21 protein-coding genes, 2 tRNA genes and 1 other annotated feature are annotated in these 23,416 nt (G+C 45.6%); of the genes, 11 read left to right on the forward strand and 12 right to left on the reverse strand.

What is annotated here, in order from left to right:
• Positions 1 to 136: 136 nt before the first annotated feature.
• A complete protein-coding gene (locus F0251_RS23420; protein WP_313956300.1) occupies positions 137 to 1,456 on the reverse strand; it encodes a dicarboxylate/amino acid:cation symporter in 1,320 nt (439 codons plus the stop codon).
• Between the two features lie 409 nt (positions 1,457 to 1,865).
• Here F0251_RS23420 and F0251_RS23425 point away from each other — a divergent pair, with 409 nt between their 5' ends.
• Positions 1,866 to 3,272, forward strand: a complete 1,407-nt coding sequence (locus tag F0251_RS23425; protein ID WP_105057349.1) for a nodulation protein NfeD — start codon at positions 1,866 to 1,868, stop codon at positions 3,270 to 3,272.
• A gap of 69 nt (positions 3,273 to 3,341) precedes the next feature.
• Positions 3,342 to 4,139, forward strand: coding sequence for a slipin family protein (locus F0251_RS23430; RefSeq protein ID WP_061032811.1), 798 nt, complete (start codon positions 3,342 to 3,344; stop codon positions 4,137 to 4,139).
• An 83-nt stretch (positions 4,140 to 4,222) separates the two neighbouring features.
• Here F0251_RS23430 and trpA read toward each other — a convergent pair whose 3' ends face one another.
• The 7 genes from trpA to F0251_RS23465 form a co-directional block, all read right to left on the reverse strand.
• A complete protein-coding gene (trpA, locus tag F0251_RS23435; RefSeq protein ID WP_105057348.1) occupies positions 4,223 to 5,029 on the reverse strand; it encodes a tryptophan synthase subunit alpha in 807 nt (268 codons plus the stop codon).
• Positions 5,029 to 6,219 carry a tryptophan synthase subunit beta gene (trpB, locus tag F0251_RS23440; RefSeq protein ID WP_061032809.1) on the reverse strand — a complete coding sequence of 397 codons (1,191 nt, stop codon included), beginning with the start codon at positions 6,217 to 6,219 and terminating at the stop codon, positions 5,029 to 5,031. Before trpB ends, trpA begins: the two co-directional genes overlap by 1 nt.
• A gap of 142 nt (positions 6,220 to 6,361) precedes the next feature.
• Positions 6,362 to 7,801, reverse strand: coding sequence for a bifunctional indole-3-glycerol-phosphate synthase TrpC/phosphoribosylanthranilate isomerase TrpF (trpCF, locus tag F0251_RS23445; protein ID WP_171731934.1), 1,440 nt, complete (start codon positions 7,799 to 7,801; stop codon positions 6,362 to 6,364).
• Between the two features lie 25 nt (positions 7,802 to 7,826).
• Positions 7,827 to 8,822 (reverse strand): anthranilate phosphoribosyltransferase, encoded by a 996-nt coding sequence (gene trpD / locus F0251_RS23450; RefSeq protein WP_012604340.1) that lies wholly within the window; start codon positions 8,820 to 8,822, stop codon positions 7,827 to 7,829.
• Between the two features lie 9 nt (positions 8,823 to 8,831).
• Positions 8,832 to 9,440, reverse strand: a complete 609-nt coding sequence (locus tag F0251_RS23455) for an aminodeoxychorismate/anthranilate synthase component II (RefSeq protein ID WP_019821126.1) — start codon at positions 9,438 to 9,440, stop codon at positions 8,832 to 8,834.
• A 2-nt stretch (positions 9,441 to 9,442) separates the two neighbouring features.
• Positions 9,443 to 11,032 (reverse strand): anthranilate synthase component 1, encoded by a 1,590-nt coding sequence (locus F0251_RS23460; RefSeq protein ID WP_171731935.1) that lies wholly within the window; start codon positions 11,030 to 11,032, stop codon positions 9,443 to 9,445.
• 125 nt (positions 11,033 to 11,157) lie between these two features.
• Positions 11,158 to 11,272, reverse strand: a sequence feature (Trp leader region).
• Entirely contained in the window at positions 11,219 to 11,344 is a 126-nt protein-coding gene (locus tag F0251_RS23465) for a hypothetical protein (RefSeq protein WP_004741253.1), read from the reverse strand. Its footprint overlaps the feature before it by 54 nt.
• 120 nt (positions 11,345 to 11,464) lie before the next feature.
• Here F0251_RS23465 and F0251_RS23470 point away from each other — a divergent pair, with 120 nt between their 5' ends.
• The 3 genes from F0251_RS23470 (at position 11,465) to rluB (ending at position 14,202) form a co-directional block, all read left to right on the forward strand.
• Positions 11,465 to 12,334 carry a PHP domain-containing protein gene (locus F0251_RS23470; protein WP_008224411.1) on the forward strand — a complete coding sequence of 290 codons (870 nt, stop codon included), beginning with the start codon at positions 11,465 to 11,467 and terminating at the stop codon, positions 12,332 to 12,334.
• Between the two features lie 55 nt (positions 12,335 to 12,389).
• Positions 12,390 to 13,010: an L-threonylcarbamoyladenylate synthase gene (locus F0251_RS23475; RefSeq protein WP_004741255.1), complete on the forward strand. Its 621-nt coding sequence runs from the start codon at positions 12,390 to 12,392 to the stop codon at positions 13,008 to 13,010.
• A 160-nt stretch (positions 13,011 to 13,170) separates the two neighbouring features.
• Positions 13,171 to 14,202, forward strand: coding sequence for a 23S rRNA pseudouridine(2605) synthase RluB (rluB, locus tag F0251_RS23480; protein ID WP_004741256.1), 1,032 nt, complete (start codon positions 13,171 to 13,173; stop codon positions 14,200 to 14,202).
• Between the two features lie 217 nt (positions 14,203 to 14,419).
• On the opposite strand, the gene F0251_RS23485 is transcribed toward rluB, so the two are convergent.
• From F0251_RS23485 to yeiP, 3 genes are all read right to left on the reverse strand, one after another.
• Entirely contained in the window at positions 14,420 to 14,902 is a 483-nt protein-coding gene (locus F0251_RS23485; RefSeq protein WP_004741257.1) for an RNA methyltransferase, read from the reverse strand.
• 147 nt (positions 14,903 to 15,049) lie between these two features.
• Positions 15,050 to 15,379, reverse strand: a complete 330-nt coding sequence (locus tag F0251_RS23490; RefSeq protein WP_004741258.1) for an HI1450 family dsDNA-mimic protein — start codon at positions 15,377 to 15,379, stop codon at positions 15,050 to 15,052.
• 10 nt (positions 15,380 to 15,389) lie between these two features.
• The gene (yeiP, locus tag F0251_RS23495) at positions 15,390 to 15,959 is read right to left on the reverse strand and encodes an elongation factor P-like protein YeiP (protein WP_004741259.1); all 570 of its coding nucleotides are present in this window, start codon (positions 15,957 to 15,959) and stop codon (positions 15,390 to 15,392) included.
• 137 nt (positions 15,960 to 16,096) lie between these two features.
• Here yeiP and F0251_RS23500 point away from each other — a divergent pair, with 137 nt between their 5' ends.
• Positions 16,097 to 16,864 carry an elongation factor P gene (locus F0251_RS23500; protein WP_019821130.1) on the forward strand — a complete coding sequence of 256 codons (768 nt, stop codon included), beginning with the start codon at positions 16,097 to 16,099 and terminating at the stop codon, positions 16,862 to 16,864.
• Between the two features lie 84 nt (positions 16,865 to 16,948).
• Here the strand turns inward: F0251_RS23500 and F0251_RS23505 are convergent, their stop codons facing one another.
• Positions 16,949 to 19,312 carry a DNA polymerase II gene (locus tag F0251_RS23505; RefSeq protein WP_171731936.1) on the reverse strand — a complete coding sequence of 788 codons (2,364 nt, stop codon included), beginning with the start codon at positions 19,310 to 19,312 and terminating at the stop codon, positions 16,949 to 16,951.
• A gap of 426 nt (positions 19,313 to 19,738) precedes the next feature.
• Between F0251_RS23505 and uvrY the strand changes: the two genes are divergently transcribed.
• From uvrY to F0251_RS23530, 5 genes are all read left to right on the forward strand, one after another.
• Entirely contained in the window at positions 19,739 to 20,383 is a 645-nt protein-coding gene (gene uvrY, locus F0251_RS23510) for a UvrY/SirA/GacA family response regulator transcription factor (protein WP_004729778.1), read from the forward strand.
• A 15-nt stretch (positions 20,384 to 20,398) separates the two neighbouring features.
• A complete protein-coding gene (gene uvrC / locus F0251_RS23515) occupies positions 20,399 to 22,231 on the forward strand; it encodes an excinuclease ABC subunit UvrC (protein WP_116871876.1) in 1,833 nt (610 codons plus the stop codon).
• Positions 22,232 to 22,277: 46 nt separating this feature from the next.
• The gene (gene pgsA, locus F0251_RS23520; RefSeq protein ID WP_019821134.1) at positions 22,278 to 22,835 is read left to right on the forward strand and encodes a CDP-diacylglycerol--glycerol-3-phosphate 3-phosphatidyltransferase; all 558 of its coding nucleotides are present in this window, start codon (positions 22,278 to 22,280) and stop codon (positions 22,833 to 22,835) included.
• A 266-nt stretch (positions 22,836 to 23,101) separates the two neighbouring features.
• Positions 23,102 to 23,175, forward strand: a tRNA-Cys gene (locus tag F0251_RS23525).
• 34 nt (positions 23,176 to 23,209) lie between these two features.
• A tRNA-Gly gene (locus F0251_RS23530) sits at positions 23,210 to 23,285 on the forward strand.
• Positions 23,286 to 23,416 lie beyond the last annotated feature (131 nt).

Below are 23,416 nucleotides of genomic sequence, written 5' to 3' on the forward strand. Positions count from 1 at the left end.
CATCTAAATATTGCTTAGCAATGATACATTTTAGCTCTCGGCTATATTTGGACATAAAAAGACCCCCAATAATTGGTGTCCAACTATTGGGGGTCAGTTCATAGAGTGGCTTTTTGTTTTCCGACGTAATCGAAACTTATGCTTGTTGTTTTTGTAGCTCAGCTTCTTTCGCTTCGTCTTCAATTAGAGAGTCAACGATCACTGCACATGCTGCATCACCAGTGATGTTCAGTGCTGTACGAATCATGTCGAAGATACGGTCTAGAGCGAACAACAGAGGTAGACCTTCGATAGGGATACCAGCCGCTAGAAGAACCGCAACAACTAGGAAAGAAGGACCTGGAACACCTGCTTGGCCAACTGCGCCTAATGTCGATGTTACGATGATAGCAACGTAAGCACCCATAGATAGGTCGATGTTGAACAGCTGTGCGAAGAAGATAGCCACTAGGCCGTAGTAAATTGCGTTACCAGACATGTTGATCGTTGCACCTAGAGGTAGAACGAACGAAGCCGTAGAGTTACGTACACCAAGCTCGTTTTCTACAGTGTCCATGGTTACAGGCAGTGTAGCCATTGAAGATGCTGTTGAAAGAGCAACCGCTTGAGGCTTCTTCATTGCAACTAGGAACTTCTTAGCTGAAGTCTTAGTGAAGATTTGAATCATTAGTGGGTAAGCAACAAAGCCGAAGATTAGGATCGCAGCGATGTAAACAACAAACAGTTTGAATACAACCATTAGTGCGCCAAAACCGAATGTACCAACTGCTTCAGCCATTAGGCCAAATACGCCAAGTGGTGCGATGATCATCACTTTGTTGATCATCCAAACCATAGCATCAACAATCGCGTTTACGCCATTGATGATAGGATCACGTTTTTCTTTCGCTTGCTTAGAAAGTGCGATACCAAAGAATAAGCAGAAAACTAGGATTTGCAGAATGTTTGCTTCGTTCAATGATTGGAAAACGTTAGTAGGGATCATGCCAGTGATGGTTGCCCAAAACGTTGGTAGTTCGCCTTTCGCAGCGTATTCAGAAGAGAACATGCCTTCTACGCCAGAAACATCGATACCACGACCTGGTTCGAACACTTCACCCATTACAAGCGCTAGTGCTACAGCAAGTGCAGACGTTAGTGCAAAGTAACCTAAGGTTGTGATACCAACCTTACCAGCAGATGAGCTGTTGCCTAGGCCTGCTGCACCTGAAATTAGGGCAACCGCAACGAGAGGGATAACCAGCATCTTGATCAAGTTGATGAAGATAGCACCCAGTGGAGCGAACATTGTTGCGCTGTCACCCATCATCGCACCGACTAGGGTACCGATGAACATTGCAATAACGACTTGAACGCCAATGTTGCTTAGTAAACTCTTTTCTTTTAACACTTCCATAACCTCTGTGCTACTAAATATAAAATTCCCAGAACTACTGACCAATGTACGATGTACCATTGGATAAATATTTCGCGAAGAGTTTTACACGTATCCTTTACATTTATCAATATGAGCTGAGATGAAAGTGCGCCAAAAATTGTAGGCTTAACGTTATTTGGTGTTTTTTTATACCAAAGCAAACGTTTGCTTTGGTTTTTTCTTAGAGTGATATTTGGTTGATTTATAAAAGCGTTCTGACTGCGTGTTTTGTGAATGAATTTGGTTGTCTGATGTTGATAAACACCTATTAACATTTTCTTTTCAAGTTAGGGCTTTTTTTGAGCAGGCAGAAGGTGGTGAACTTAAGTGAGTGTGTTGTGCGAAATTTAGCCTGAACTATGCTTAAGGTATCTATTTATTACCAAGATGTTACCTCTGCGCTTTAAATAAAACGTCTATCTAGCATCTCAGTTGTAAGGAGAGGGACATGACTTTTATCTTAAAGTACTTGTTTGCATTTCTTCTGTTGTTCAGCTCTGTGTTTGCTCAGGCCGATGATGTCTGGGTTATTGAGGTGAATGGAGGTATTGGTCCTGCAACCAGTGATTACCTCACAAGAGAGATTGAACAAGCCCACAAAGAGCAAGCCAAGCTCATCATATTAAAAATGAACACGCCCGGCGGGTTAGATACGTCGATGCGTGACATCATCCGAGCCATTACTACTTCACCTGTTCCTGTCGCGACTTGGGTTGGACCTGCCGGTTCACGTGCGGCAAGTGCAGGGACTTACATTTTGCTTGCTAGCCACATCGCTTCTATGGCTCCCGGAACCAATTTGGGTGCAGCTACTCCAGTGTCACTTGGCGGAGGGAAAGCGCCAACCAATCCGTTATCTCCACAAGATGACACCAATAAAGACGACAATGCCACTGCCGATGAGCAGGGTGCACTCAAAGAAGAGAGTTCAGAGCAGGTAAAAGCGACCACCGCGATGGAGAAGAAGGTGATTAATGACGCTGCGGCTTACATTGTCAGTTTGGCGAAGCTACACAATCGAAATGAAGAGTGGGCAGAAAAAGCGGTAAGAGAAGCGGCGAGTTTGGATTCCGAGAATGCCCTTGAGCTGAATGTGATTGATTTTGTTGCCAGTGACCTGCAACAGCTGGTGGAAATGAGTAACGGTCGCACCATCATGATTAATGGCATCAATCAGGACATAGAACTTAATGACGTGGCCTTTGTCGAGCGAGAACAAGATTGGCGCTTTAGTTTGCTTTCTGTGATTACGAATCCAAACGTCGCTTATATCTTAATGCTGATTGGTATTTATGGTCTGCTGCTTGAGTTTTATAACCCAGGTGTCGGGTTGCCAGGGGTGCTTGGTGGCATCTGTTTGGTGCTGGCGATGTATTCCTTACAAATGTTGCCTGTGAGCTATGCAGGTCTCGCCCTCATTTTGCTCGGTATCGCCTTGATGGTCGCCGAAGCCTTTAGTCCGAGTTTTGGTATTTTCGGCTTGGGTGGCGTAGCTGCGTTTTCACTCGGTTCCATCATGTTGATGGACACTGAAGTACCTGGCTACCAAATCGCATTACCGCTAATTATCGGGATAAGTTTGTTCTCCGTTGCCTTTATCGTCGTAACACTCTCTATGTTAGCTCGAGTAAGAAGCAAGCCTGTGACCACTGGGATGGAAGCGGTGGTCGGTGAGACAGGCAAGGTAGTCAGCGGTTTTCCTGGCGCGGGGCGAGTGCTTGTTGCTGGCGAAATTTGGCAAGCTCAATGCACCAGTGAACTGCAAGCAGGGCAGAATATCAGAGTCACCAAGCTAACAGGGCTTTCTTTAGATGTTGAAGCTCTTCCTGATGAGACATCATCGAAAATTGGTTAGTGCTTGATGAGAGGATCAACTCGAAAGAATTATTCATTGTTGAGTCATCGTTACCATTAGGGGGCGGTTATGTTTATACACACTATAGGTATTGTCATCGTGCTGGTTGTCTTGCTGATCGCCAGTATGTTCAGAGTACTACGCGAGTACGAGCGTGCAGTGGTCTTCTTCCTCGGGCGCTTTTATGACGTGAAAGGGCCAGGATTAATTATCATCATTCCTTTCATTCAACAAATGGTGCGAGTCGATCTACGAACCATTGTATTGGATGTTCCCACACAAGATTTGATCACCAGAGATAACGTGTCAGTGAAGGTTAACGCTGTGGTTTACTTCAGAGTGCTGGATCCTAAGATGGCGATCAATAATGTTGAGAACTATCTCGAAGCGACCAGTCAGCTTTCTCAAACCACACTGAGATCGGTTTTAGGTCAGCATGAGTTAGATGAATTGTTGTCTGAACGTGAAGAGCTCAACAGAGATCTCCAATCGATTCTTGATCAACACACCGATAACTGGGGGATCAAGATCGCCAACGTTGAGATCAAGCATGTCGATCTGGATGACAGCATGGTGCGTGCTCTGGCTAAACAAGCAGAGGCAGAACGTTCTCGTCGAGCTAAGGTAATACACGCGACTGGTGAGCTTGAAGCATCCACCAAGCTAAGGGAAGCCGCCGATGTGCTAAACAAAGCGCCTAATGCCATCCAATTGCGTTATATGCAGACATTGACCGAAGTGGCGAATGAGCGTACCACCACCATCGTATTTCCCATGCCTGTCGATTTAGTGGATAAAATCACTGATCCAATAAAAGCGACGCTAAATGAGGCTGCGATTAAGAAAGCGATGAAATCCGATGATTAGCCAGGGTTTCTAGCGGCAATAAAAAAGGCGCCACATCTGTGGCGCCTTTTGAATTTAACGTCGTGTTTAGTAGGTGCTAACCATTACTTCTGTGTTGCCGCTTTCATCGGCGCAACGAACTCTGCTAGTGTTTTAAGCATTTCTTCTGGTTGTTCAACGTTGTTTTCAATGATTTTCACAACCGCTGAGCCAGAGATTGCGCCGGCAGCACCTGCTTGAATAGCTTCTTTTACCTGCTCAGGAGCCGAGATACCGAAACCAAGCAGTGCCGGTGGCGCATCAAACTTGTTCAAACGGTCAAGCAGTGCGGTTACTGGCATGTTTGCTTTAGTTTCTGCGCCTGTTACGCCAGCACGAGAAAGTAGGTAAGTGTAGCCACCACCTAGTTCTGAAACAGACTTGAGCGTTTCATCACTCGCTGTTGGCGGAGCAATGAAGATTGGGTGAACACCAAACTTCTTCGCTGCCGCAACAAACTCACCACTTTCGTTGGTTGGTACGTCTGCAATCAATACTGAATCGATACCAGCATTCGCACAACGCTCGTAGAAGTTCTCAATACCACGTGCGTAAACCAAGTTCGCGTACATCAGTAGGCCAATTGGTAGCTCTGGGTATTTCGCGCGGATTTGACCAATAAGATTAAAACACACATCCGGCGTTACTTTAGAATCTAACGCACGAATGTTCGCACCTTGGATTGTTGGACCATCAGCCAGTGGATCTGAGAATGGGATACCAAGTTCAAGGGCGTCAGCACCTGCTTCAACCAAAGTTTCCATGATCTTAATAGACTGTTCAGCGTTAGGATCGCCAACCGTTACGAATGGTACAAATGCACCCTGATTCTTTTCAGCTAAGCGAGTGAATAGTGATTGATAGCGATCCATTATAGTGCTCCTTTCTCTTTAAGGATGTCGTGTACAGAGAAAATGTCTTTGTCACCACGACCAGACAAGTTAACGACTAATAGTTGTTCTTTTTCTGGTTCGTCGTGAGCCATTTTAATTGCATGAGCTAAAGCATGAGATGACTCTAGCGCTGCGAGGATACCTTCATTACGTGCGATAGATTGGAACGCTTCTAGCGCTTCATCATCGGTTACGTTTTCGTATTCAGCACGGCCAATTGCGTTCAGGTGCGCGTGTTGAGGGCCAACTGATGGGAAATCTAGCCCCGCAGATACAGAGTAAGACTCTTCTACTTGGCCGTTCTCATCTTGCATCAACGGTGCTTTCATACCAAAGAAGATACCCGTTTTACCATGTTTAAGCGGCGCGCCGTGTTGGTCGGTATCAATACCTTTACCCGCTGGCTCAACACCGATTAAGCGAACCGTTTCTTCTTCGATAAAATCAGCGAACATACCGATAGCGTTTGAACCGCCGCCAACACAAGCGATAACAGCATCAGGAAGGCGACCTTCACGAGCTAGAATTTGGTTCTTGGTTTCTTCACCAATCATGCGTTGGAAGTCACGAACGATGGTTGGGAATGGGTGAGGACCTGCAGCCGTACCTAGTAGGTAGTGTGCATCTTCATAAGTTGCAGACCAGTCACGAAGTGCTTCGTTACATGCATCTTTTAGCGTAGAAGAACCAGAATGAACAGGGATAACCTCTGCGCCCATTAGCTTCATACGGAACACGTTCGGGCTTTGACGTTCAACGTCTTTAGCACCCATGTAAACGCGACACTTAAGACCCAATAGAGCACAAGCGAGAGCCGTCGCAACACCGTGTTGACCCGCACCTGTTTCAGCGATGATTTCATTTTTGCCCATACGCTTAGCAAGTAGAGCCTGACCAAGTACCTGGTTGGTTTTGTGTGCACCACCGTGAAGTAGGTCTTCACGTTTTAGGTAAAGTTTGGTCTTTGTACCTTTAGTTAGGTTGCGAGTTAGCGTTAGTGCCGTTGGACGACCCGCGTACTCTTGAAGAAGCGTCATGAATTCACTGCGGAACTCAGGATCGGCTTGTGCATCGATAAATGCTTGTTCAAGTTGGTCTAGTGCTGGCACTAGGATCTGCGGTACGTATTGACCACCGTATTCACCGAAGTAGGCATCGAGTTTAGCCATTATCTTATTCCTTCAATTCTATTGGCGTGTCTTCACACCAAGTCTTTTAGTCTTGTTTGAGCCTCGCTAAGGCAAAGCTCACAAATATGTTTTAATTTCCGCTTTCTAGCTCTAGTGCTGATTATTGCTTTTAAAAGCCTGACTAGTAATTACGAATCTCTGCAAAAGCGCGTTGCAGTTTGTCTGCGTCTTTTTTACCTGGAGCAGATTCAACACCAGAATTTAGGTCTAACCCTAAACAGCCCAACTTAGCCGCTTGGTTAGCATTTTCTGGGTTTAGACCACCGGCCAACATGATTGCGTTTTGGTTGTTGATCAGGCTCCAATCGAACGCTTGACCGGTACCGCCAGTTTGAGAACCCACTTTAGTATCTAGCAGGTGACGAGTCACGTTGCTTTCCAGTAATTCTGGTAACGCGCTCTCTGCGTCGCAAGCCACACCGTAAGCTTTCCAGATCTCAACTTTTTCAGGCAGTGATTGTTTTAGCTCATCAACATAGGCTTGAGACTCATCTCCGTGCAGTTGTACAGCGAACAAACCGAGCTCAGAAACCGTGTTAGCCACATCTGCCACGCTGTGGTTTTGTAACACACCCACGTAGTTCAATGGCGCACCGCTCATCGTTAAACGAGCCGCTTCGATATCCACATGACGCTTAGACGCTTCCACGAAAATCAGACCACCGAATACCGCGCCAGCTTGATACGCTTTGGCAGCATCGTCAGGATGAGTTAAACCACACACCTTGTTTTCGCCTAGCGTTACTTTACGAACGGCCAGTTCAAGGTTCTTTTCAGCCATAAGAGAGCTACCAATTAGGAAGCCATCTGCAAATGTTGAAAGGTCACGCACTTGTTGGTGTGTGTAGATACCAGACTCTGAAATTACGACTGCATTAGGTGCTAGTTCACGCAGTAGTGGGGCTAGTTCTTTTGTACGATTCAAATCCGTCGACAGGTCACGCAGGTTACGGTTGTTAATGCCGATCACCTTAGCGTTCAGAGCGACTGCGCGATGCAACTCTTCTTCGTTGCTGACTTCAGTAAGGACACCCATGTTGAGTGAGTGAGCAACCTCAGCAAGAGCTTGGTACTCTTCGTCATTCAGCACCGATAGCATCAACAAGATAGCATCTGCCGAGTAGTGACGAGCTAAGTAAACTTGGTAGGTATCCACCATGAAGTCTTTACACAGGATTGGCTGCTTAGCGATGCTGCGAACCTTAGGTAAAAACTCAAAGTCACCTTGGAAGTATTTTTCGTCGGTCAGCACTGAAATTGCGTTAGCGTGGTTGTTGTAAACCGATGCAATGTAGTCCAGGTCGAACTCGTCACGGATCAAACCTTTTGACGGTGATGCCTTTTTACATTCAGTAATGAAAACCGTCTGTTCGCCGCTCAGTGCATCATAAAAACTGCGGTCTGCTGCGGTTAACGCTGCTTTAAATCCTTCCAGTGGCTGAGCTTGTTTACGCGCTTCAACCCATTGGTATTTATCACGAACGATTTTTGCTAATACTTCCGCCATTTCAGCTTCTTTAACTGAAACGTGGGTCGACAGTTTTTCGGTAGTCTGTGTCATGTTCTTTGTCTCAATTCGTCGTTCGTTAAGCGTGAGCAGCAAGCTTTTGTACAAGCTCGTAGGCTTTGCCAGAGTTCATCGCGTCAATGGCCTGTTGTGCGTTGGCTTTTAGGTCTTCGTGACCAAATAGGCGCATCAATAGAGCAACGTTTACGGCTACTGCGCCAACTTGGGCTTCAGTGCCTTTACCCGTCAGGATATCTGTTGTGATAGCTTTGTTTTCTTCTGGCTCCCCGCCCTTGATAGCTTCAAGCGGGTGAGTGTTCAAACCAAAGTCTGCTGGTGTCACAGTATATTCGTGAATTGCACCATCTTTAATTTCAGCAACGATGGTTTCTCCGTGAATGGCTACTTCGTCAAGTCCGCTACCGTGAACAACCGCCGCGCGCTTCATACCCATTTGCAGCATGGTTTCTGCGATAGGGCGAACAAGCTCTTTGCTGTAAACACCCATTAGCTCGATGTTAGGGCGAGCAGGGTTAATCAGTGGGCCAAGGATATTGAAGATAGTACGTGTTTTCATCGTTTGACGAACTGGCATCGCGTGACGCACGCCACCGTGGTATTGCGGAGCAAATAGGAATGCTACGCCAAGCTCATCGACAGCCGTACGCGTGTCTTCCGCCGTCATCGCTAGGTTGATGCCAAACGAATCCAGTAGGTCAGAAGAGCCTGATTTGCTCGATACACTGCGGTTACCGTGTTTCGCGACTTTTAAACCACATGCTGCAGCAACGAATGCTGAAGTCGTCGAAATATTAATGGTGTTATGACCGTCGCCACCTGTACCTACGATGTCTGCAAAATCATAATCTGGGCGTGGGAACGGGTTTGCATTAGCAAGCAGTGCTTTCGCCGCACCGGCGATTTCGTCCGGTGTCTCGCCTTTGATTTTCAGTGCAGTCAGTGCAGAAGCCATCAGGATTGGGTCTAGTTCACCCTTGATGATAACGTCGAATAACTGTTGGCTTTCTTCTTGAGTAAGAGACTGCTGTTCGTAAAGTTTATTAATCTGTTCCATGATCGTTTCCTAGTTAGCCTTTTTATCAAGAGTGTCGTTCTTCTCAAGAGCCCATTCGATAGCGTTCGCTAGAAGCGTTGCACCGTAGGTTGTCATAATTGATTCTGGGTGGAATTGGAATCCACATACTTTGTCTTGTTCTTGAACCACAGACATGACCAAACCATCGACTTCAGCGGTTACCGTTAGGCTATCTGATACATGGGTAGCAACCAGAGAGTGGTAGCGAGCAATAGCCAGTGGAGAAGGTAAGCCTTGGTAAGTCGCATGATTTTGGTGCTCCATCATCGACACCTTACCATGAATGATTTCGCCTGCGCCTGCAACGGTGCCTCCATAAGCTTCAACGATCGCTTGGTGACCTAAGCAGATACCAATCATTGGCACCTTGCCTTTTAGCAGCTGAATTAACTCAGGCATGCAGCCCGCGTCTGCTGGAGCGCCAGGACCTGGTGAAAGTAGAGCAACAGGGTTGTCTAGTTCGTTGATTGCCGCTTCCACTACCTTTGCAGAGATGTTGTTACGGTATATTTTTACGTTGTGACCCAATGAGCGGAACTGGTCTACAAGGTTGTAAGTGAACGAGTCGAAGTTATCGATGAATACAATATCAGCCATGATTACGACTCCTTCTTGTTAGAGATGGTTTTAGTATGTGCAGCTTGAATCGCTGAGATGACCGCTTGCGCTTTGCCGCGAGTTTCATCGGCTTCTGCTTGTGGATCTGAGTCGAACACTACACCTGCGCCAGCTTGCACTTGTGCCACACCACCTTCAACGTAAGCAGAACGAATTACGATACAGGTATCTAACGTGCCTTCACCTGTTAGGTAACCTACCGCACCGCCATAGCTACCACGACGCGTTTTTTCTACATCACGGATAAGCTGCATTGCACGGATTTTTGGCGCGCCTGTTAGGGTGCCCATATTCATACAAGCTTGGTAAGCGTGTAGGGCATCTAAATCTTCACGTAGCTGACCAACAACACGAGAAACCAAGTGCATGACATGGCTGTAGCGGTCTACTTTTAGCAGGTCTGCCACGTGGCGAGTGCCGGCTTCGGCAATACGTGCCACATCGTTACGTGCTAGGTCGACAAGCATCATGTGCTCAGCGTTTTCTTTCTTGTCGGTGCGCAGTTCAAGCTCGATACGGCTGTCTAGGTCGAAATCGATTTGACCATCAGGACGCTTACCGCGACGACGAGTCCCCGCAATTGGGTAGATCTCAATTTGGTTGGTTTCAGTTTCGTATTTCAGCGCGCTTTCTGGAGAAGCACCAAACAGCGTAAATAGCTCATCTTGCATGTAGAACATGTAAGGGCTTGGGTTGCTTTGCTTAAGCTCTTTGTAAGCGGCTAGTGGAGCAGGGCAAGGCAGCGTGAAGCGGCGTGATGGTACGACTTGGAACACATCGCCTTTTACTACGTATTCTTTTAGGTCACGAACCGTTTGACAGAAATCTTCATCAGAAACGCTTGGTACCGCTTCCACGTTGTCTAGTGGCGTCACTTCCGTGATGGCTTTGAGTGACTGACATTGTGTTTGAATGTCGGCTAAACGCTCAGTTAGTTGTGCTTTGATGCTGTCGTCTTGAGCGAACAAGCTTGCGTGAAGCAGACCTTGGTTCTCTTGGTGGTCGAAACGAAGCAGGGTTTCAGCCACGTAGAATACAAAGTCAGGGCAGTTGTTGGTTGCTTCAGCATCGCCTAGCGGTTCAAAGTTCGCCACGATGTCGTAAGCGAATAGGCCAGCCATGAATAACGCGTGCTTATTATCAGCGTCTTGCTCAAAGCTGTGCTGAACCAAACGTAGTGCATCGAAAGAAGAAGCTTCTCTTAAGCGTGAGTCTTCGTCTAATTCGTTGCTCGGCTCAACAAAAGTCAGCGTCAGTAAGTTATCCGTCAAATCAGATTTAATCTCTGCTTTCACGTTTTGAGTTAGGTGTTCGATAAGCGCTTGACCGTTTTTAGTCAGGGCTTGAAAGGTTACTTCATGTTCGCGGCATACAATGCGAACAGCAGAGTCGATAAGGAGTAGGCTTGTCAGGTTCTGTTTAGATTCAATCTCAGCAGATTCCAACAGCAAACTGTCTGTTTTGTTTTCACACAAGGTATGGAAAACACTGGTTGGATCTTGCGAGTAAGGAACTGAAGAATTGATGACCTCAATGGTTCCCAGCTTTTTGATTTCAATGGCCTTGTTCACAAGACCTCCTTTATGATTCTTTAAATTTCCTGCCGTACATAGTCGCATAAAGATACCTTTCACCCAATCTAGAATATGGTCAATTCGATGATTTGTTAGTCAGTTGAATGTGAGATGTTCGACAAATTAAAAAGCCCGCTATGGAAGCGGGCTTAGTGATAACTTTTTTATAAACAAACTGTTTAATTAGAAGTATACGTTAGCCCACCAAGAACTTGTCCAAGTGCGCCACCAATTAAGCTCTGAACTTGCTTCTACTGAAGAAAGTTCTAAAACTTTATCTTTATGGTCTTGGTTAAATTCTTGTAACATGGTGAACCTATCAAATGTGATACTTCGTATTTGTGTACTAGTTAACTAGTTTTCTGCTTGCGGGTCAAGTGTGTTGACACAAATATAACGATAAAAATTGAAAACAATGAAAAAGAATATATGAGAATTGATCTACATAGTCATACAACAGCCTCAGATGGCCGACTTACTCCACCTGAGCTAATTGACCGAGCGCTAAGCTTTAACATCGAAGCGTTAGCGATTACAGATCATGATACGACGGATGGGCTTGCTGAAGCGCGCAACTATATTGCGGATAACAATCTTCCTATTCAGCTGATTAACGGCATCGAAATCTCCACAGTATGGCAAAACAAAGATATCCACATTGTCGGTTTAAACGTTGACCCTGAGTCTCCAGAGCTGAAAGCTCTTATTGAACAACAGAAGCAGCACCGTATTGGCCGTGCCGAACTGATTGCCCAGCGCCTTGAGAAAGCAACACGCGAAGGGGTATTAGAAGAGGTTAAGTTGATTGCTGGCGATGCACCGATCACTCGCGCCCATTTTGCTAAGTGGCTAGTCGATAACGGTTATGCGAAAACCATGCAGCAAGTGTTCAAAAAGTTTCTTACTCGCAATAACCCGGGTTACGTGCCACCAACTTGGTGCTCAATGAGTGATGCTGTCACGGCCATTCACGCCGCTGGTGGGCAAGCGGTATTAGCGCACCCAGGCCGATATGGTTTTACTGCTAAGTGGGTTAAGCGTCTACTGACTGCATTTGTTGAGGCAAAAGGCGACGCGATGGAAGTGGCACAACCTCAACAAGCACAACAAGAAAGACGCACTCTTGCGGATTATGCTATACAATACAAACTATTAGCCTCCCAAGGCAGCGACTTCCATTATCCATCTCCTTGGATGGAACTTGGACGCAATCTCTGGCTACCTTCTGGGGTCGAAGAAGTATGGAAAGATTGGGAGTTTCAAACGGTTTCACCATCTGATAGCGATGTCAGTATCTAAGTGAAGCAGCTCCTTCTGATGATAGAGTCGAGAGATTCGATAACGAGGATCAATAATGAGCCAGTTTTTTTATGTACACCCAGATAACCCACAAGCACGTTTAATCAATCAAGCGGTTGCGATTGTTCGTAATGGCGGTGTTGTGGTTTATCCAACAGACTCAGGCTATGCGCTGGGTTGTCAGCTTGAGAACAAACAAGCACTAGAACGTATTTGTAAGATTCGTCGTATCGACGATAAGCATAACTTCACTCTGTTATGCCGTGACTTGTCTGAGCTGTCACTGTATGCACGCGTAGATAACGTTGCTTTTCGTCTGCTTAAGGCTCATACGCCAGGTGCTTATACGTTTATTTTTAAAGCGACCAAAGAAGTGCCAAAGCGTTTGATGAACGCGAAACGTAAAACCATTGGTATTCGTGTACCAGACAACAAGATCGCTCTAGACCTGTTAGAAGCGATGGGTGAGCCATTGATGTCTACGTCTCTTATCTTACCGGGTAATGAGACAACAGAGTCGGATCCAGAAGAAATTCGCGACAGCCTAGAACACGCTGTTGATGTTATTTTGAATGGTGGCTACTTAGGTGAACAACCGACCACAGTGATTGACTTCAGCGACGATGATGCTGTCATTCTGCGCCGTGGTGCCGGTGATCCAGCGCCGTTTGAATAATCGCATTACTGGTTAACAGTCTGTAACGATACAGAGCGCCTGCCATAAGTAAATAACAAGTGCTTTTTGGCAGGTAATTTGCGATAATACGCGACCGCGATTTGGTCGCGAAAAATTCATTCGACGTCTGTGAAGACGACAATTAGGTAGAAAAGAGTAAATGAGCGAAAAATTACAGAAGGTTTTAGCGCGAGCTGGTCACGGTTCTCGTCGTGAACTAGAAGGTTTAATCAAATCTGGCCGTGTAAGTGTTAACGGGCAAGTTGCGAAACTGGGCGAGCGTCTTGAAGACGAGAACTCAGTGATCCGTATCGATGGCCATACTGTTTCAGGTAAAGCGTCTGAAGAAGTGGTTTGTCGTGTACTTGCTTACTACAAACCTGAAGGTGAGCTATGTACTCGTCATGATCCTGAAGGTCGCCGCACAGTTTTCGATCGTCTACCTAAGATCCGTGGTTCTCGTTGGATTTCGGTTGGTCGTCTTGATGCGAACACGTCTGGTCTTTTGCTTTTCACAACCGATGGTGAACTTGCAAACCGTCTAATGCACCCAAGCCGTCAGGTTGAGCGTGAGTACCTAGTACGTGTATTTGGTGAAGTTACTGAGCAGAAGGTTAAGAACCTTGTGCGCGGTGTTGAACTAGAAGACGGCATGGCTCGTTTCGAAGATGTGGTTTACGCTGGTGGTGAAGGTATGAACCATACTTTCTACGTAGCGATTAACGAAGGTCGTAACCGTGAGGTTCGTCGTCTTTGGGAATCACAAGAAACAACAGTAAGCCGCTTGAAGCGTGTACGTTACGGTGATATCTACCTTGACAAGAAACTGCCTCGTGGCGGTTGGAAAGAGCTAGATCTTCAAGAAGTAAACTACCTGCGTGAGCTTGTAGAACTTAAGCCAGAGAAAGAGACACTGTTGGACCTTGATCCTTCAAACACTTCTCGCAAGCGTGAGCGTTCTCGTAGCCAGAAAATTCGTCGTGCTGTTAAGCGTCACGAAGAGCGCGCAAATGCGCCAAAAGGCCGTAGCAACCAAGCTAAACGTAAGAAGCCAGCTACTCGTGGTACTACAACACCTGATTCAGGTCGCAGTGCACCAGCAGCAAAAGGCAAGCCTCAGGCTAACAAAAGCAAGCCAAAGATGAACAATGGTCGTCCAGCTAAACCAGCTAAGCCAAGAACACGTCAGTAATTACATGACTTCTTAAGCTTAAAGCGTTATTGTTTTAAAGCACTGAATACTAAAAAACCTGCTAACTTAGCAGGTTTTTTTACATCTGAACAAATAGAAGATGCGGGATGCGAGTAACCGAGTATCGAAAACATGCTGCCATAAACGCAGTAAGCGTGCTCTTCGCATCTCTTATCTCGTTTACGCGCATCTATAATCTGTTCGTATCTCGTATCTTCTACTTATGATTCGAAAAGTTATCACCCTTCGCCAAGCGGTCGTAAAGCACCACGTTCACAGATGCAGCGAGGTTCATGCAACCATTGGTTGGAACGTAAATCGTGTCGCGGCAGAAATCAGTGATCTCTTTCTTTAGCGTGCCATCTTCTGGGCCAAAAATATAAAACGCGCGTGGTGGGTGTTTGTAATCCGGTAGAGGCTTCGCACCTTCAATCAGATCAACGGCCACAGGCACGCAGCCTACTGGAATAATGTCTTTCAGCTCTTCAACGCCAATCAGTGGCAGCTCTAAGTGCTTCTCTTTGGTGTCGGTATGGAATTTTCGCGCATGATCGTAGCGTGTGCCTGTGTAGAACACAGAGTTAGCGCCGTAGCAGCCAGCCGCTCGCATTACAGAGCCTACGTTTTCAGGCGTCTTTGGGTTAACTAGGCCAATGCAGGCATAGCCTTTGGATTGTGTGTCTGTTTTTGCTTTGGTCATATCAGTGAATATAAAGTTGATAAAGAAAGAGAGTTCTCATGCAGGGAAGTAGCGTGATAAAAATAGCCGAGCAAGTGGCTCGGCTAGATTTTTAACTCGTTTACATGAGTGCTTGTTTACTCATGAAGTTGAGCGTTAGCAGTCGAATTAGTCGCGCTTCCACAGCATGTGACAGAACTTATGCTCCGGGTCACGGCTGATTAGCATTCGAGCAAATACGTCGTCTAGAACGTCATCAGCTTCATTCACAAGACCAATGCGCACTTCTGCGTAGATTTCTTTGTCGACTTCAAAGCCAACATGTTCAACCCAATCATCACCTGTTTCAACAAGCTCTGCAGCGCCACGGTCTTCAAACTGAGCCGTGAATAGAATCACATCTGCAGGTTCAAGGTTATCGGGTGCCATCTCTAGGAAGATGTCGTATGCAGTATCAATTGCGTCGTCATAAGACATTAGGTCGTTAGCTTCGGTCATAATAAGTATCTTAGCTTGCGCGGTTCATGTATTTACGTTCAGCAGTGTTTACTACTACTTTGTCGCCAGTCGCGATGTACTCAGGCACTTGGATAGTAAGACCTGTAGAAAGACGAGCAGGCTTAGTACGAGCAGACGCTGATGCACCTTTGATTGAAGGGTCAGTCTCTTCGATAACTAGCTCAACAGACGTTGGTAGCTCAAGTGTTGCTGCGTTGCCGTCGATAAGGATAGCGTACATACCTTGAGTGTCTTCGTTGATGAACAGTAGTTCGTCTTCGATAGTTTCACCGTTGAAGATGAATTGTGTGTAATCTTCGTTGTCCATGAAGATGTACTCGTTGCCATCAACGTAAGAGAACATTACTGCACGCTTTGTTACATCGATCGTTTCAACGATTTCGTCAGCCTTGTGGCGAACTTCAGTTTTAACGCCAGTTGCTACGTCGTTACCACGGAAACGGTAAATCTTTTGACCGCCACGGCCACCTGGTGTTGTTACTTCGATATCTTTAACAATGACTGTTTTGCTTTCTACTGTGATAGCAAAACCTTTTTTAATTTCACTTGCTCTAGGCATTTTGTGTTTGTCCTTAGTGGGTCTATCCGCTGATTATATCTCGGAGATGCTATAAATAGGAATAGCTTGAATCATAAAGTCACCTAAGCGATCATAGAGTCACAGTTAAATCATGATTTTATTTGCCGAAACGACCTATGCAGTTACCTGTTATTGACCCTACACAGCCTTTTCAACCCGAATTTCAACCTGTGGTTAACGATCTGATTACCTTCTTAAAAGGTGGGCTGGGTTCTAATCTTCACAGTGTCTATATTTATGGCAGTGTTGCTCGCAAGCAAGCTGTAGCTGGTCGCTCAAATCTTGACGTGGTTGTGGTGACACACCGTCCGTTTCCTGAGCAGCGAACTACGCTGTTAAACACCATTAAATGGCGCTTCCAAAAGAGCTTTCCTCAAGTCACTCAAGTGGCAATAAAAACCACATTGGTGAGTGAAGTGGTCGACTTCGACAATATCTTCACGTGGGGTTTTATGCTCAAGCACCTGTCGGTGTGTGTATACGGTGAAGACTTATCAGATTGTTATGGTGATTTCGAAACCAGTTGGGAAATAGCCAAGCATTGGAATATGGACGTTGAAAACTGGTTAGCGGTATATCGAAACAAAATTGCGCGAGCAACAACGCCTGAACAGCAAGTCGCAGCGCAAGTGATCATCGCCAAGAAGCTGCTACGTGCGAGCTACTCTTTGGTAATGTATCGTGATAAGTATTGGTTTGATAACCCCGTTGCTTGTGGTCAGCAGTTCTTGAAGTATCACCCAGACAGAGAAGTCGAAATCCAACGACTGGGTATATTGCTTTCAGGCCGACCGATTCCGAAACGTTCAGTGATTGGCATTCTGGATGGGTTTGGGGAATGGCTGGTTAAGCAATATCAGAAAACAGAGTTTCGAATCGGATAGAACTTCGTAACCTACAGATATAAAAAGCAGAGCGAATTGAACATTCCTCTGCTTTTTTGTTTTGATTGAACCTCGATACGAATCTTAGAATAAGCCTAATTGCTGCCCACTGACTCTCTCAAAATCTAAACCAATGAAAGGCAAGATTGCTTCTGCCACCGGTTTAATCTGCTTATCGATGTAATGCTGATAATCGATACCACTCTTCAAATACTCTTTGGGCTCTGGGCCATTCAAGGTAATCAAGTATTCAATACGTCCTTTGTTTTGGTACTGAAGTGGGCGCCCTAGTTTTGCATTGACCTCATCAGCCATTCTGGCAGCCCGAACTTGTGGCGGAATGTTCTTTTGGTACTCATGCAACTTGCGACGCAGGCGCTTTTGGTAAACCAGCAAGTCGTCATGCTTACCTGCTGAAGTCTCATCAACAAACTGTCTGACGTAGTCGGTTGGGTCTTGGTCGTGGAAGACCATTTCATACAAGGTTTGTTGGAACTGTTGCGCGAGTGGTGTCCAGTCTGTTCGCGCACTCTCAAGCCCTTTGAAAATGATCTTCTCTTGGTCGCCTTGGTTGATTAAACCTGCATAGCGCTTCTTCGAGCCTGTTTCCGAACCACGAATGGTTGGCATCAGGAACTTTCGATAGTGGGTCTCGTATTCTAATTCAAGAATTGAGGCCAGGTTATAGGTCTCTTTCAGGTGCTCAGTCCACCAGTTGTTAATATAAGCGACCAGTTTATGGCCAATCTCGTCAGCTTGCTCTTGGTCATAACTGCCATTGAGGGAAACGAAGGTCGAGTCGGTATCCCCATAAATTACTTGGTAGCCCTTGTCTTCGATCAGAACTTTGGTTTGTTTCATGATTTCATGACCACGCATCGTGATTGATGACGCCAAGCGAGTATCAAAGAAGCGGCAGCCAGAGGAACCTAACACGCCATAGAAAGAGTTCATGATGATCTTAATGGCTTGAGAGAAGGCTTTTTCGTTGTTCTTCTTTGCGACGTCACGAGCAGCCCAAAGGTTTTCGATCATCTCTGGTAAGAAGTGTTTGGTGCGGTGAAATTGCCCACCGCGAAACCCATCAACGGCTTGGTCTTCTGCTGGGCCGATTTCCAATTTCAACCCTTCGATTAACCCCATAGGGTCAATCAAAAATGAACGAATGATGGACGGGTATAGGCTTTTGAAGTCGAGCACCAGAACGGAGTCATACAGGTTAGGGATGGAGTCCATCACATAGCCACCAGGGCTAGCAATCCAGTTCTCTGGCTCTAGGTTCGGGGCAACATAACCTGCTCTGTGTATCTGAGGTAAATATAAATTGGTAAAGGCTGCAACAGAGCCGCCAACACGGTCTAGCTCAACTCCGGTCAAGCGAGAGCGCTCTATAACGAAATCGAGTAGGTGGGTGTGTTCGAAGATTCGATTTACCAACACACAGTCTTGCAGGTTGTACTTGGCTAGTGAGGGCTTATCGAACTTGAACATTCGATTAATCTCATCCATACGGTCATGAACGTTATGGATATCCTTACCTTCACCGAGTAGTTCGCGTGAGACTGATTCAAGTGACCATGAGCGAAAGTGATAGGTCGCCGTTTTAAGCATATCGATGCCATCTAAGACAACACGCCCTGGAATAGTAATGAAGCCTTGTTGGCTTTGTGCTGAGCTACGGAAGAAGCTAGGTTGATTATCTCGACCGATATTGAGCTTCACTTCGTTCCATTCTGCGCGCTTGTGCAGCAGCCTGAAATCGAAGTCAATGACATTCCAACCAATGATGATGTCGGGGTCAAATTCAGAGAACCATGCGATCATCGCTTCGAGCAGTGCTTTCTCATTAGCGACCCACTGGATCTTGGTTTCGGCTTGTTGTGGCTCCCCAATCATGATCACTCGGCTGTCCATCGGGCTGTCTAAACCAATAGAGTAGAGCACGCCTTTTTCTGAACATTCGATATCCAGAGAAACCATCGAAAGCGTGGGTAAGTAGTTACCCGCTCTGCACTTAGCATTGGAGACTCGACGATGTTGATTTTTTTGTACCGCCGTTCCAGTAAACTCGATACTTCCTTTGATAAAACGTTCCATTAGGAAGCGATCCGCAAGGCGAATATCGCTCTCAAAAGTCTGGATTTCTTCGTTGTTAAAGGCTTGTGCCAACCCAAAACTGCTTCTTGATAGTGAGGTATAACAAGCCGCGAGAGGGGTTTGTTCGAAGGTCGCGATCTCAAGCGGTTTAAATTGGCAGTCTATCGACCCTTTAGTCGCAATAACCTCACAAGCGGCCACATCAGATTGAGCAACAAAAAAAACCGGCTTTTCGTTTTGAATAGTCAGAAGAGTAGGGCCTTGTGGCGTGCTTAACCACAAGTCGATTTGTGTACGCCCAGAAAAATCTCTCGCCTGTCTTGTAAGTACAAAGCCTTGCTGAATATCCAATGTAATAACCTATTGATATGGGGGAGTGAATTCTACCATCTAGCGCCAGGTTACGCACAATAGGCTGCGAAGATAGTCATTAAATACTTGTTAACAGCAGTAGATAACGGGACTCTGTAAGCAAAAAAGTGAAATAGTCGAGAATGGCCATTTAATGGTATTGAAAATATCTTTATCTTATGTAATTTTATTGGGTGTTGTTTTAACTAGTTGATTTTTAGTGAAAGCTTATGATTTTAGTTTACTTGTTTATAAATAAGTACTTGCTAAAGTTAGTGTTTCAGCACATATTCAACAGAGCTTTTTTTTAGTAATTAAGTTAAGATGTACTCAATGCTGCGATCCACTGTTCCTTTGTCCGATTGTTTCAAACAGATGAAACGACACAGTGGTTGCAGAGCCAATTAATAGTGTGGAGATACAAGTTTGATAAATGTTTTCCTTGTAGATGATCACGAGCTGGTTCGCACAGGGATACGACGTATTATTGAAGACGTCCGTGGAATGAACGTAGCAGGGGAAGCTGAAAGCGGTGAAGATGCTGCAAAATGGTGTCGTACTAACAATACTGACGTTATTTTGATGGATATGAATATGCCTGGTATTGGTGGCTTAGAAGCAACCAAGAAGATCTTGCGTTTCAACCCTGATGTTAAAATCATCGTTTTAACTGTTCATACGGAAAATCCGTTTCCAACTAAAGTGATGCAAGCTGGAGCTGCTGGTTACCTTACTAAAGGGGCAGGTCCGGATGAAATGGTCAATGCAATTCGAGTGGTCAACAGTGGCCAACGATACATTTCACCAGAAATTGCGCAGCAGATGGCTTTGAGCCAGTTCTCGCCTGCGTCTGAAAATCCATTCGCAGACTTATCTGAACGTGAACTTCAAATCATGATGATGATTACCAAAGGTCAGAAAGTGACGGATATTTCAGAACAACTCAATCTAAGTCCTAAGACAGTCAATAGTTACCGCTACCGTTTGTTCAGCAAACTGGATATCAGTGGTGATGTAGAGCTGACGCACTTAGCGATTAGACATGGAATGTTAGACACTGAGACCCTTTAACACTGAGATCGTATAGTGACCAACTTGTTTGACTCAGTCTCATTCCTCAAGACAGTAACCGAGCAGCCCGGCGTTTATCGAATGTATAACGCTGAGGCTGTCGTTATTTACGTCGGTAAAGCTAAGAACCTCAAAAAACGCCTTTCTAGTTATTTCCGTAAAAAAGTCGACAGTGAAAAAACACGCGCTCTAGTCAGCAACATCGACAAGATTGATGTCACTGTAACGCACACGGAAACCGAAGCTCTTATTCTTGAGCACAACTACATCAAGCAGTACCTGCCAAAATATAACGTGCTCCTGCGTGATGATAAGTCGTACCCTTATATCTTCATTAGCGGTCACAAGCATCCTCGTTTGTCGATGCACCGTGGTGCTAAAAAGAAAAAAGGTGAATACTTTGGTCCTTACCCTGACTCCGGCGCTGTGCGTGAGACACTACACTTAATCCAAAAAATCTTCCCTGCTCGCCAATGTGAAGATACGGTTTACGCCAACAGAACGCGTCCTTGCTTGATGTATCAGATTGGCCGTTGTGCTGCGCCATGTGTTAGCTCAATCATTTCTGACGAAGAGTACAGCGAACTGGTCGACTATGTTCGTTTATTCCTGCAAGGAAAAGATAAGTTAGTGCTTGAAACGCTCATTGAGAAAATGGATACAGCAAGCCGTGAGCTTCGTTTTGAGCAAGCTGCGACTTTCCGTGACCAGATCCAAGCGATTCGACGCGTGCAAGAACAGCAATACGTCTCTGACGATTCCATGGAAGATATGGATGTGTTGGGCTTTGCTCAAGAGAATGGCGTGGCGTGTATTCATATTTTGATGATTCGCCAAGGCAAAGTCTTGGGCAGTAGAAGCCATTTTCCTAAAATTCCAAACAATACGGTACGTGAAGAAGTTTTCTCTAGCTTCTTAAGCCAGTATTACCTAGCACATAATGAAGCGAGAACCATTCCAACTCGTTTGATTCTAAATGCTGATTTGATGGAAGACGTCACTCCTATTCAGGAAGCCTTGTGTGAAGTAGCGGGTCGCAAGATCCACTTCAACACAAACCCTTCCGGTACTCGTGGTCGTTATCTTAAATTGTCGAACACTAATGCGTTAACGGCGATTACCACTAAGATTAACCACAAAATGACGATTAATCAGCGTTTCAAAGAACTTCAAGAAGTGCTGTCGATGGATGCGATTAAGCGCATGGAATGTTTCGATATCAGTCATACCATGGGTGAAAGTACCATCGCATCTTGTGTGGTGTTCAATCAAGAAGGCCCTGTTAAGCCCGAATATCGTCGTTACAACATCACAGGAATTACCGGCGGTGATGATTACGCAGCAATGGCTCAGGCGCTTGAGAGACGTTATTCGAAGCAACTTGATGTTGATAAGATCCCAGACATCATCTTTATCGATGGGGGTAAAGGGCAACTTAACCGCGCTCATGAGATTATTTCTCAATATTGGGGAGATTGGCCTTTCAGACCGAGAATGATGGGTATTGCCAAAGGCGTGACGCGTAAACCTGGTTTAGAGACTCTCATTACCCTTGAAGGGGAAGAGTTTAATTTGCCAAGTGATGCTCCCGCTTTGCACCTTATTCAGCATATTCGTGATGAAAGCCATAATCATGCGATTGCAGGGCATAGAGCGAAGCGTGGTAAAACGCGCCGAACCAGTGCCTTGGAAGGAATTGAAGGGGTAGGGCCAAAGCGTCGCCAAGCTTTGCTGAAATACATGGGTGGCTTACAAGAACTTAAGCGTGCAACTGTTGAAGAAATAGCCAAAGTGCCGGGCATTAGTCATTCTTTGGCAGAAAACATTTATCAAGCATTGAAACAATAGTAAAAATCCCGCACCATTAAAGCGCAATTAATAAGAGCCCAATAATATGCGTTTGAATATACCTAACATTTTGTCCTTACTGAGACTATTTTTGATCCCAGTATTCGTTGTTGTTTTTTACCTACCTTACCAATGGGCTCCTTTTGCTGCTGCGATGGTTTTTTGGGTAGCGGGTTTTACTGACTGGTTAGATGGCATGCTTGCTCGTAAGTTAGGGCAAACGTCTCGTTTTGGTGCCTTTATTGACCCAGTCGCAGACAAAGTACTGGTGGCGACGGCTCTTATTTTGATTACCGAGCATTACCACTCAATTTGGGTCACTATTCCAGCTGTGACCATGATAGCTCGCGAGATCATCATCTCTGCGCTTCGCGAATGGATGGCTGAAATCGGTAAACGTGCAAGCGTTGCGGTTTCTTGGGTCGGTAAGGTTAAGACGGTTTCTCAGATGTTCGCGTTGTGGGTGCTTATCTGGCGCTATGACGATTGGATGGTTTGGGTTGGCTATATCGCGCTCTACGTTGCAACGATTCTAACCTACTGGTCGATGGCACAATACTTAATGGCCGCCAAAGACGATTTGTTAGACGAAAAACACCATTGATGAAGAAGCGAGCTGAGGCTCGCTTTTTTGATCTTTAACCTAAGGTCAAATAATCAATACTGGATATCTAATGTGATATAGATCTCTTTTGAATAGCCGATACACGGTGTGTTTTGCACATAAAGTCAGCTATTTAGCCCGTTTAGTATGAAATCTATTCAAACGAATTAAAAATACAAAAATATTATTGACTCATCCGCTCGAATCCGTAGAATGCATCCCGTACCCAAGAGGATGGCAATGAGCGATTCGATTGGAGTTACTAAGGCGCCTTGGCAGAGTGGCTATGCAGCGGATTGCAAATCCGTGGACCTCGGTTCGACTCCGGGAGGCGCCTCCATTATCTCTCTACTTCAAGAGAAGAATAATGAAATGCGACACTAGCTCAGCTGGTAGAGCGCAACCTTGCCAAGGTTGAGGTCACGAGTTCGAACCTCGTGTGTCGCTCCAAATTTTGTATGTTGATTGGTGTCAACATAAGATGGTGTTTTACTTTTCAGTAATCGGCATCGCAATAAAGAATTGCGTGCCCTGGTGGTGGAATTGGTAGACACAAGGGATTTAAAATCCCTCGACGTTCG

Origin of the sequence: Vibrio sp. 070316B (assembly GCF_013114115.1) — a bacterium.
In the GTDB taxonomy this organism is placed as follows: domain Bacteria; phylum Pseudomonadota; class Gammaproteobacteria; order Enterobacterales; family Vibrionaceae; genus Vibrio; species Vibrio chagasii_B.

What these genes read in the sequence shown, in the direction of transcription:
- F0251_RS23420 (WP_313956300.1), bottom strand. Translation starts at nt 1,456, where the DNA reads ATGGTACATCGTACATTGGTCAGTAGTTCTGGGAATTTTATATTTAGT.
- F0251_RS23425 (WP_105057349.1), top strand. Translation starts at nt 1,866, where the DNA reads ATGACTTTTATCTTAAAGTACTTGTTTGCATTTCTTCTGTTGTTCAGC.
- F0251_RS23430 (WP_061032811.1), top strand. Translation starts at nt 3,342, where the DNA reads ATGTTTATACACACTATAGGTATTGTCATCGTGCTGGTTGTCTTGCTG.
- trpA (WP_105057348.1), bottom strand. Translation starts at nt 5,029, where the DNA reads ATGGATCGCTATCAATCACTATTCACTCGCTTAGCTGAAAAGAATCAG.
- trpB (WP_061032809.1), bottom strand. Translation starts at nt 6,219, where the DNA reads ATGGCTAAACTCGATGCCTACTTCGGTGAATACGGTGGTCAATACGTA.
- trpCF (WP_171731934.1), bottom strand. Translation starts at nt 7,801, where the DNA reads ATGACACAGACTACCGAAAAACTGTCGACCCACGTTTCAGTTAAAGAA.
- trpD (WP_012604340.1), bottom strand. Translation starts at nt 8,822, where the DNA reads ATGGAACAGATTAATAAACTTTACGAACAGCAGTCTCTTACTCAAGAA.
- F0251_RS23455 (WP_019821126.1), bottom strand. Translation starts at nt 9,440, where the DNA reads ATGGCTGATATTGTATTCATCGATAACTTCGACTCGTTCACTTACAAC.
- F0251_RS23465 (WP_004741253.1), bottom strand. Translation starts at nt 11,344, where the DNA reads ATGTTACAAGAATTTAACCAAGACCATAAAGATAAAGTTTTAGAACTT.
- F0251_RS23470 (WP_008224411.1), top strand. Translation starts at nt 11,465, where the DNA reads ATGAGAATTGATCTACATAGTCATACAACAGCCTCAGATGGCCGACTT.
- F0251_RS23475 (WP_004741255.1), top strand. Translation starts at nt 12,390, where the DNA reads ATGAGCCAGTTTTTTTATGTACACCCAGATAACCCACAAGCACGTTTA.
- rluB (WP_004741256.1), top strand. Translation starts at nt 13,171, where the DNA reads ATGAGCGAAAAATTACAGAAGGTTTTAGCGCGAGCTGGTCACGGTTCT.
- F0251_RS23485 (WP_004741257.1), bottom strand. Translation starts at nt 14,902, where the DNA reads ATGACCAAAGCAAAAACAGACACACAATCCAAAGGCTATGCCTGCATT.
- F0251_RS23490 (WP_004741258.1), bottom strand. Translation starts at nt 15,379, where the DNA reads ATGACCGAAGCTAACGACCTAATGTCTTATGACGACGCAATTGATACT.
- yeiP (WP_004741259.1), bottom strand. Translation starts at nt 15,959, where the DNA reads ATGCCTAGAGCAAGTGAAATTAAAAAAGGTTTTGCTATCACAGTAGAA.
- F0251_RS23500 (WP_019821130.1), top strand. Translation starts at nt 16,097, where the DNA reads ATGCAGTTACCTGTTATTGACCCTACACAGCCTTTTCAACCCGAATTT.
- pgsA (WP_019821134.1), top strand. Translation starts at nt 22,278, where the DNA reads ATGCGTTTGAATATACCTAACATTTTGTCCTTACTGAGACTATTTTTG.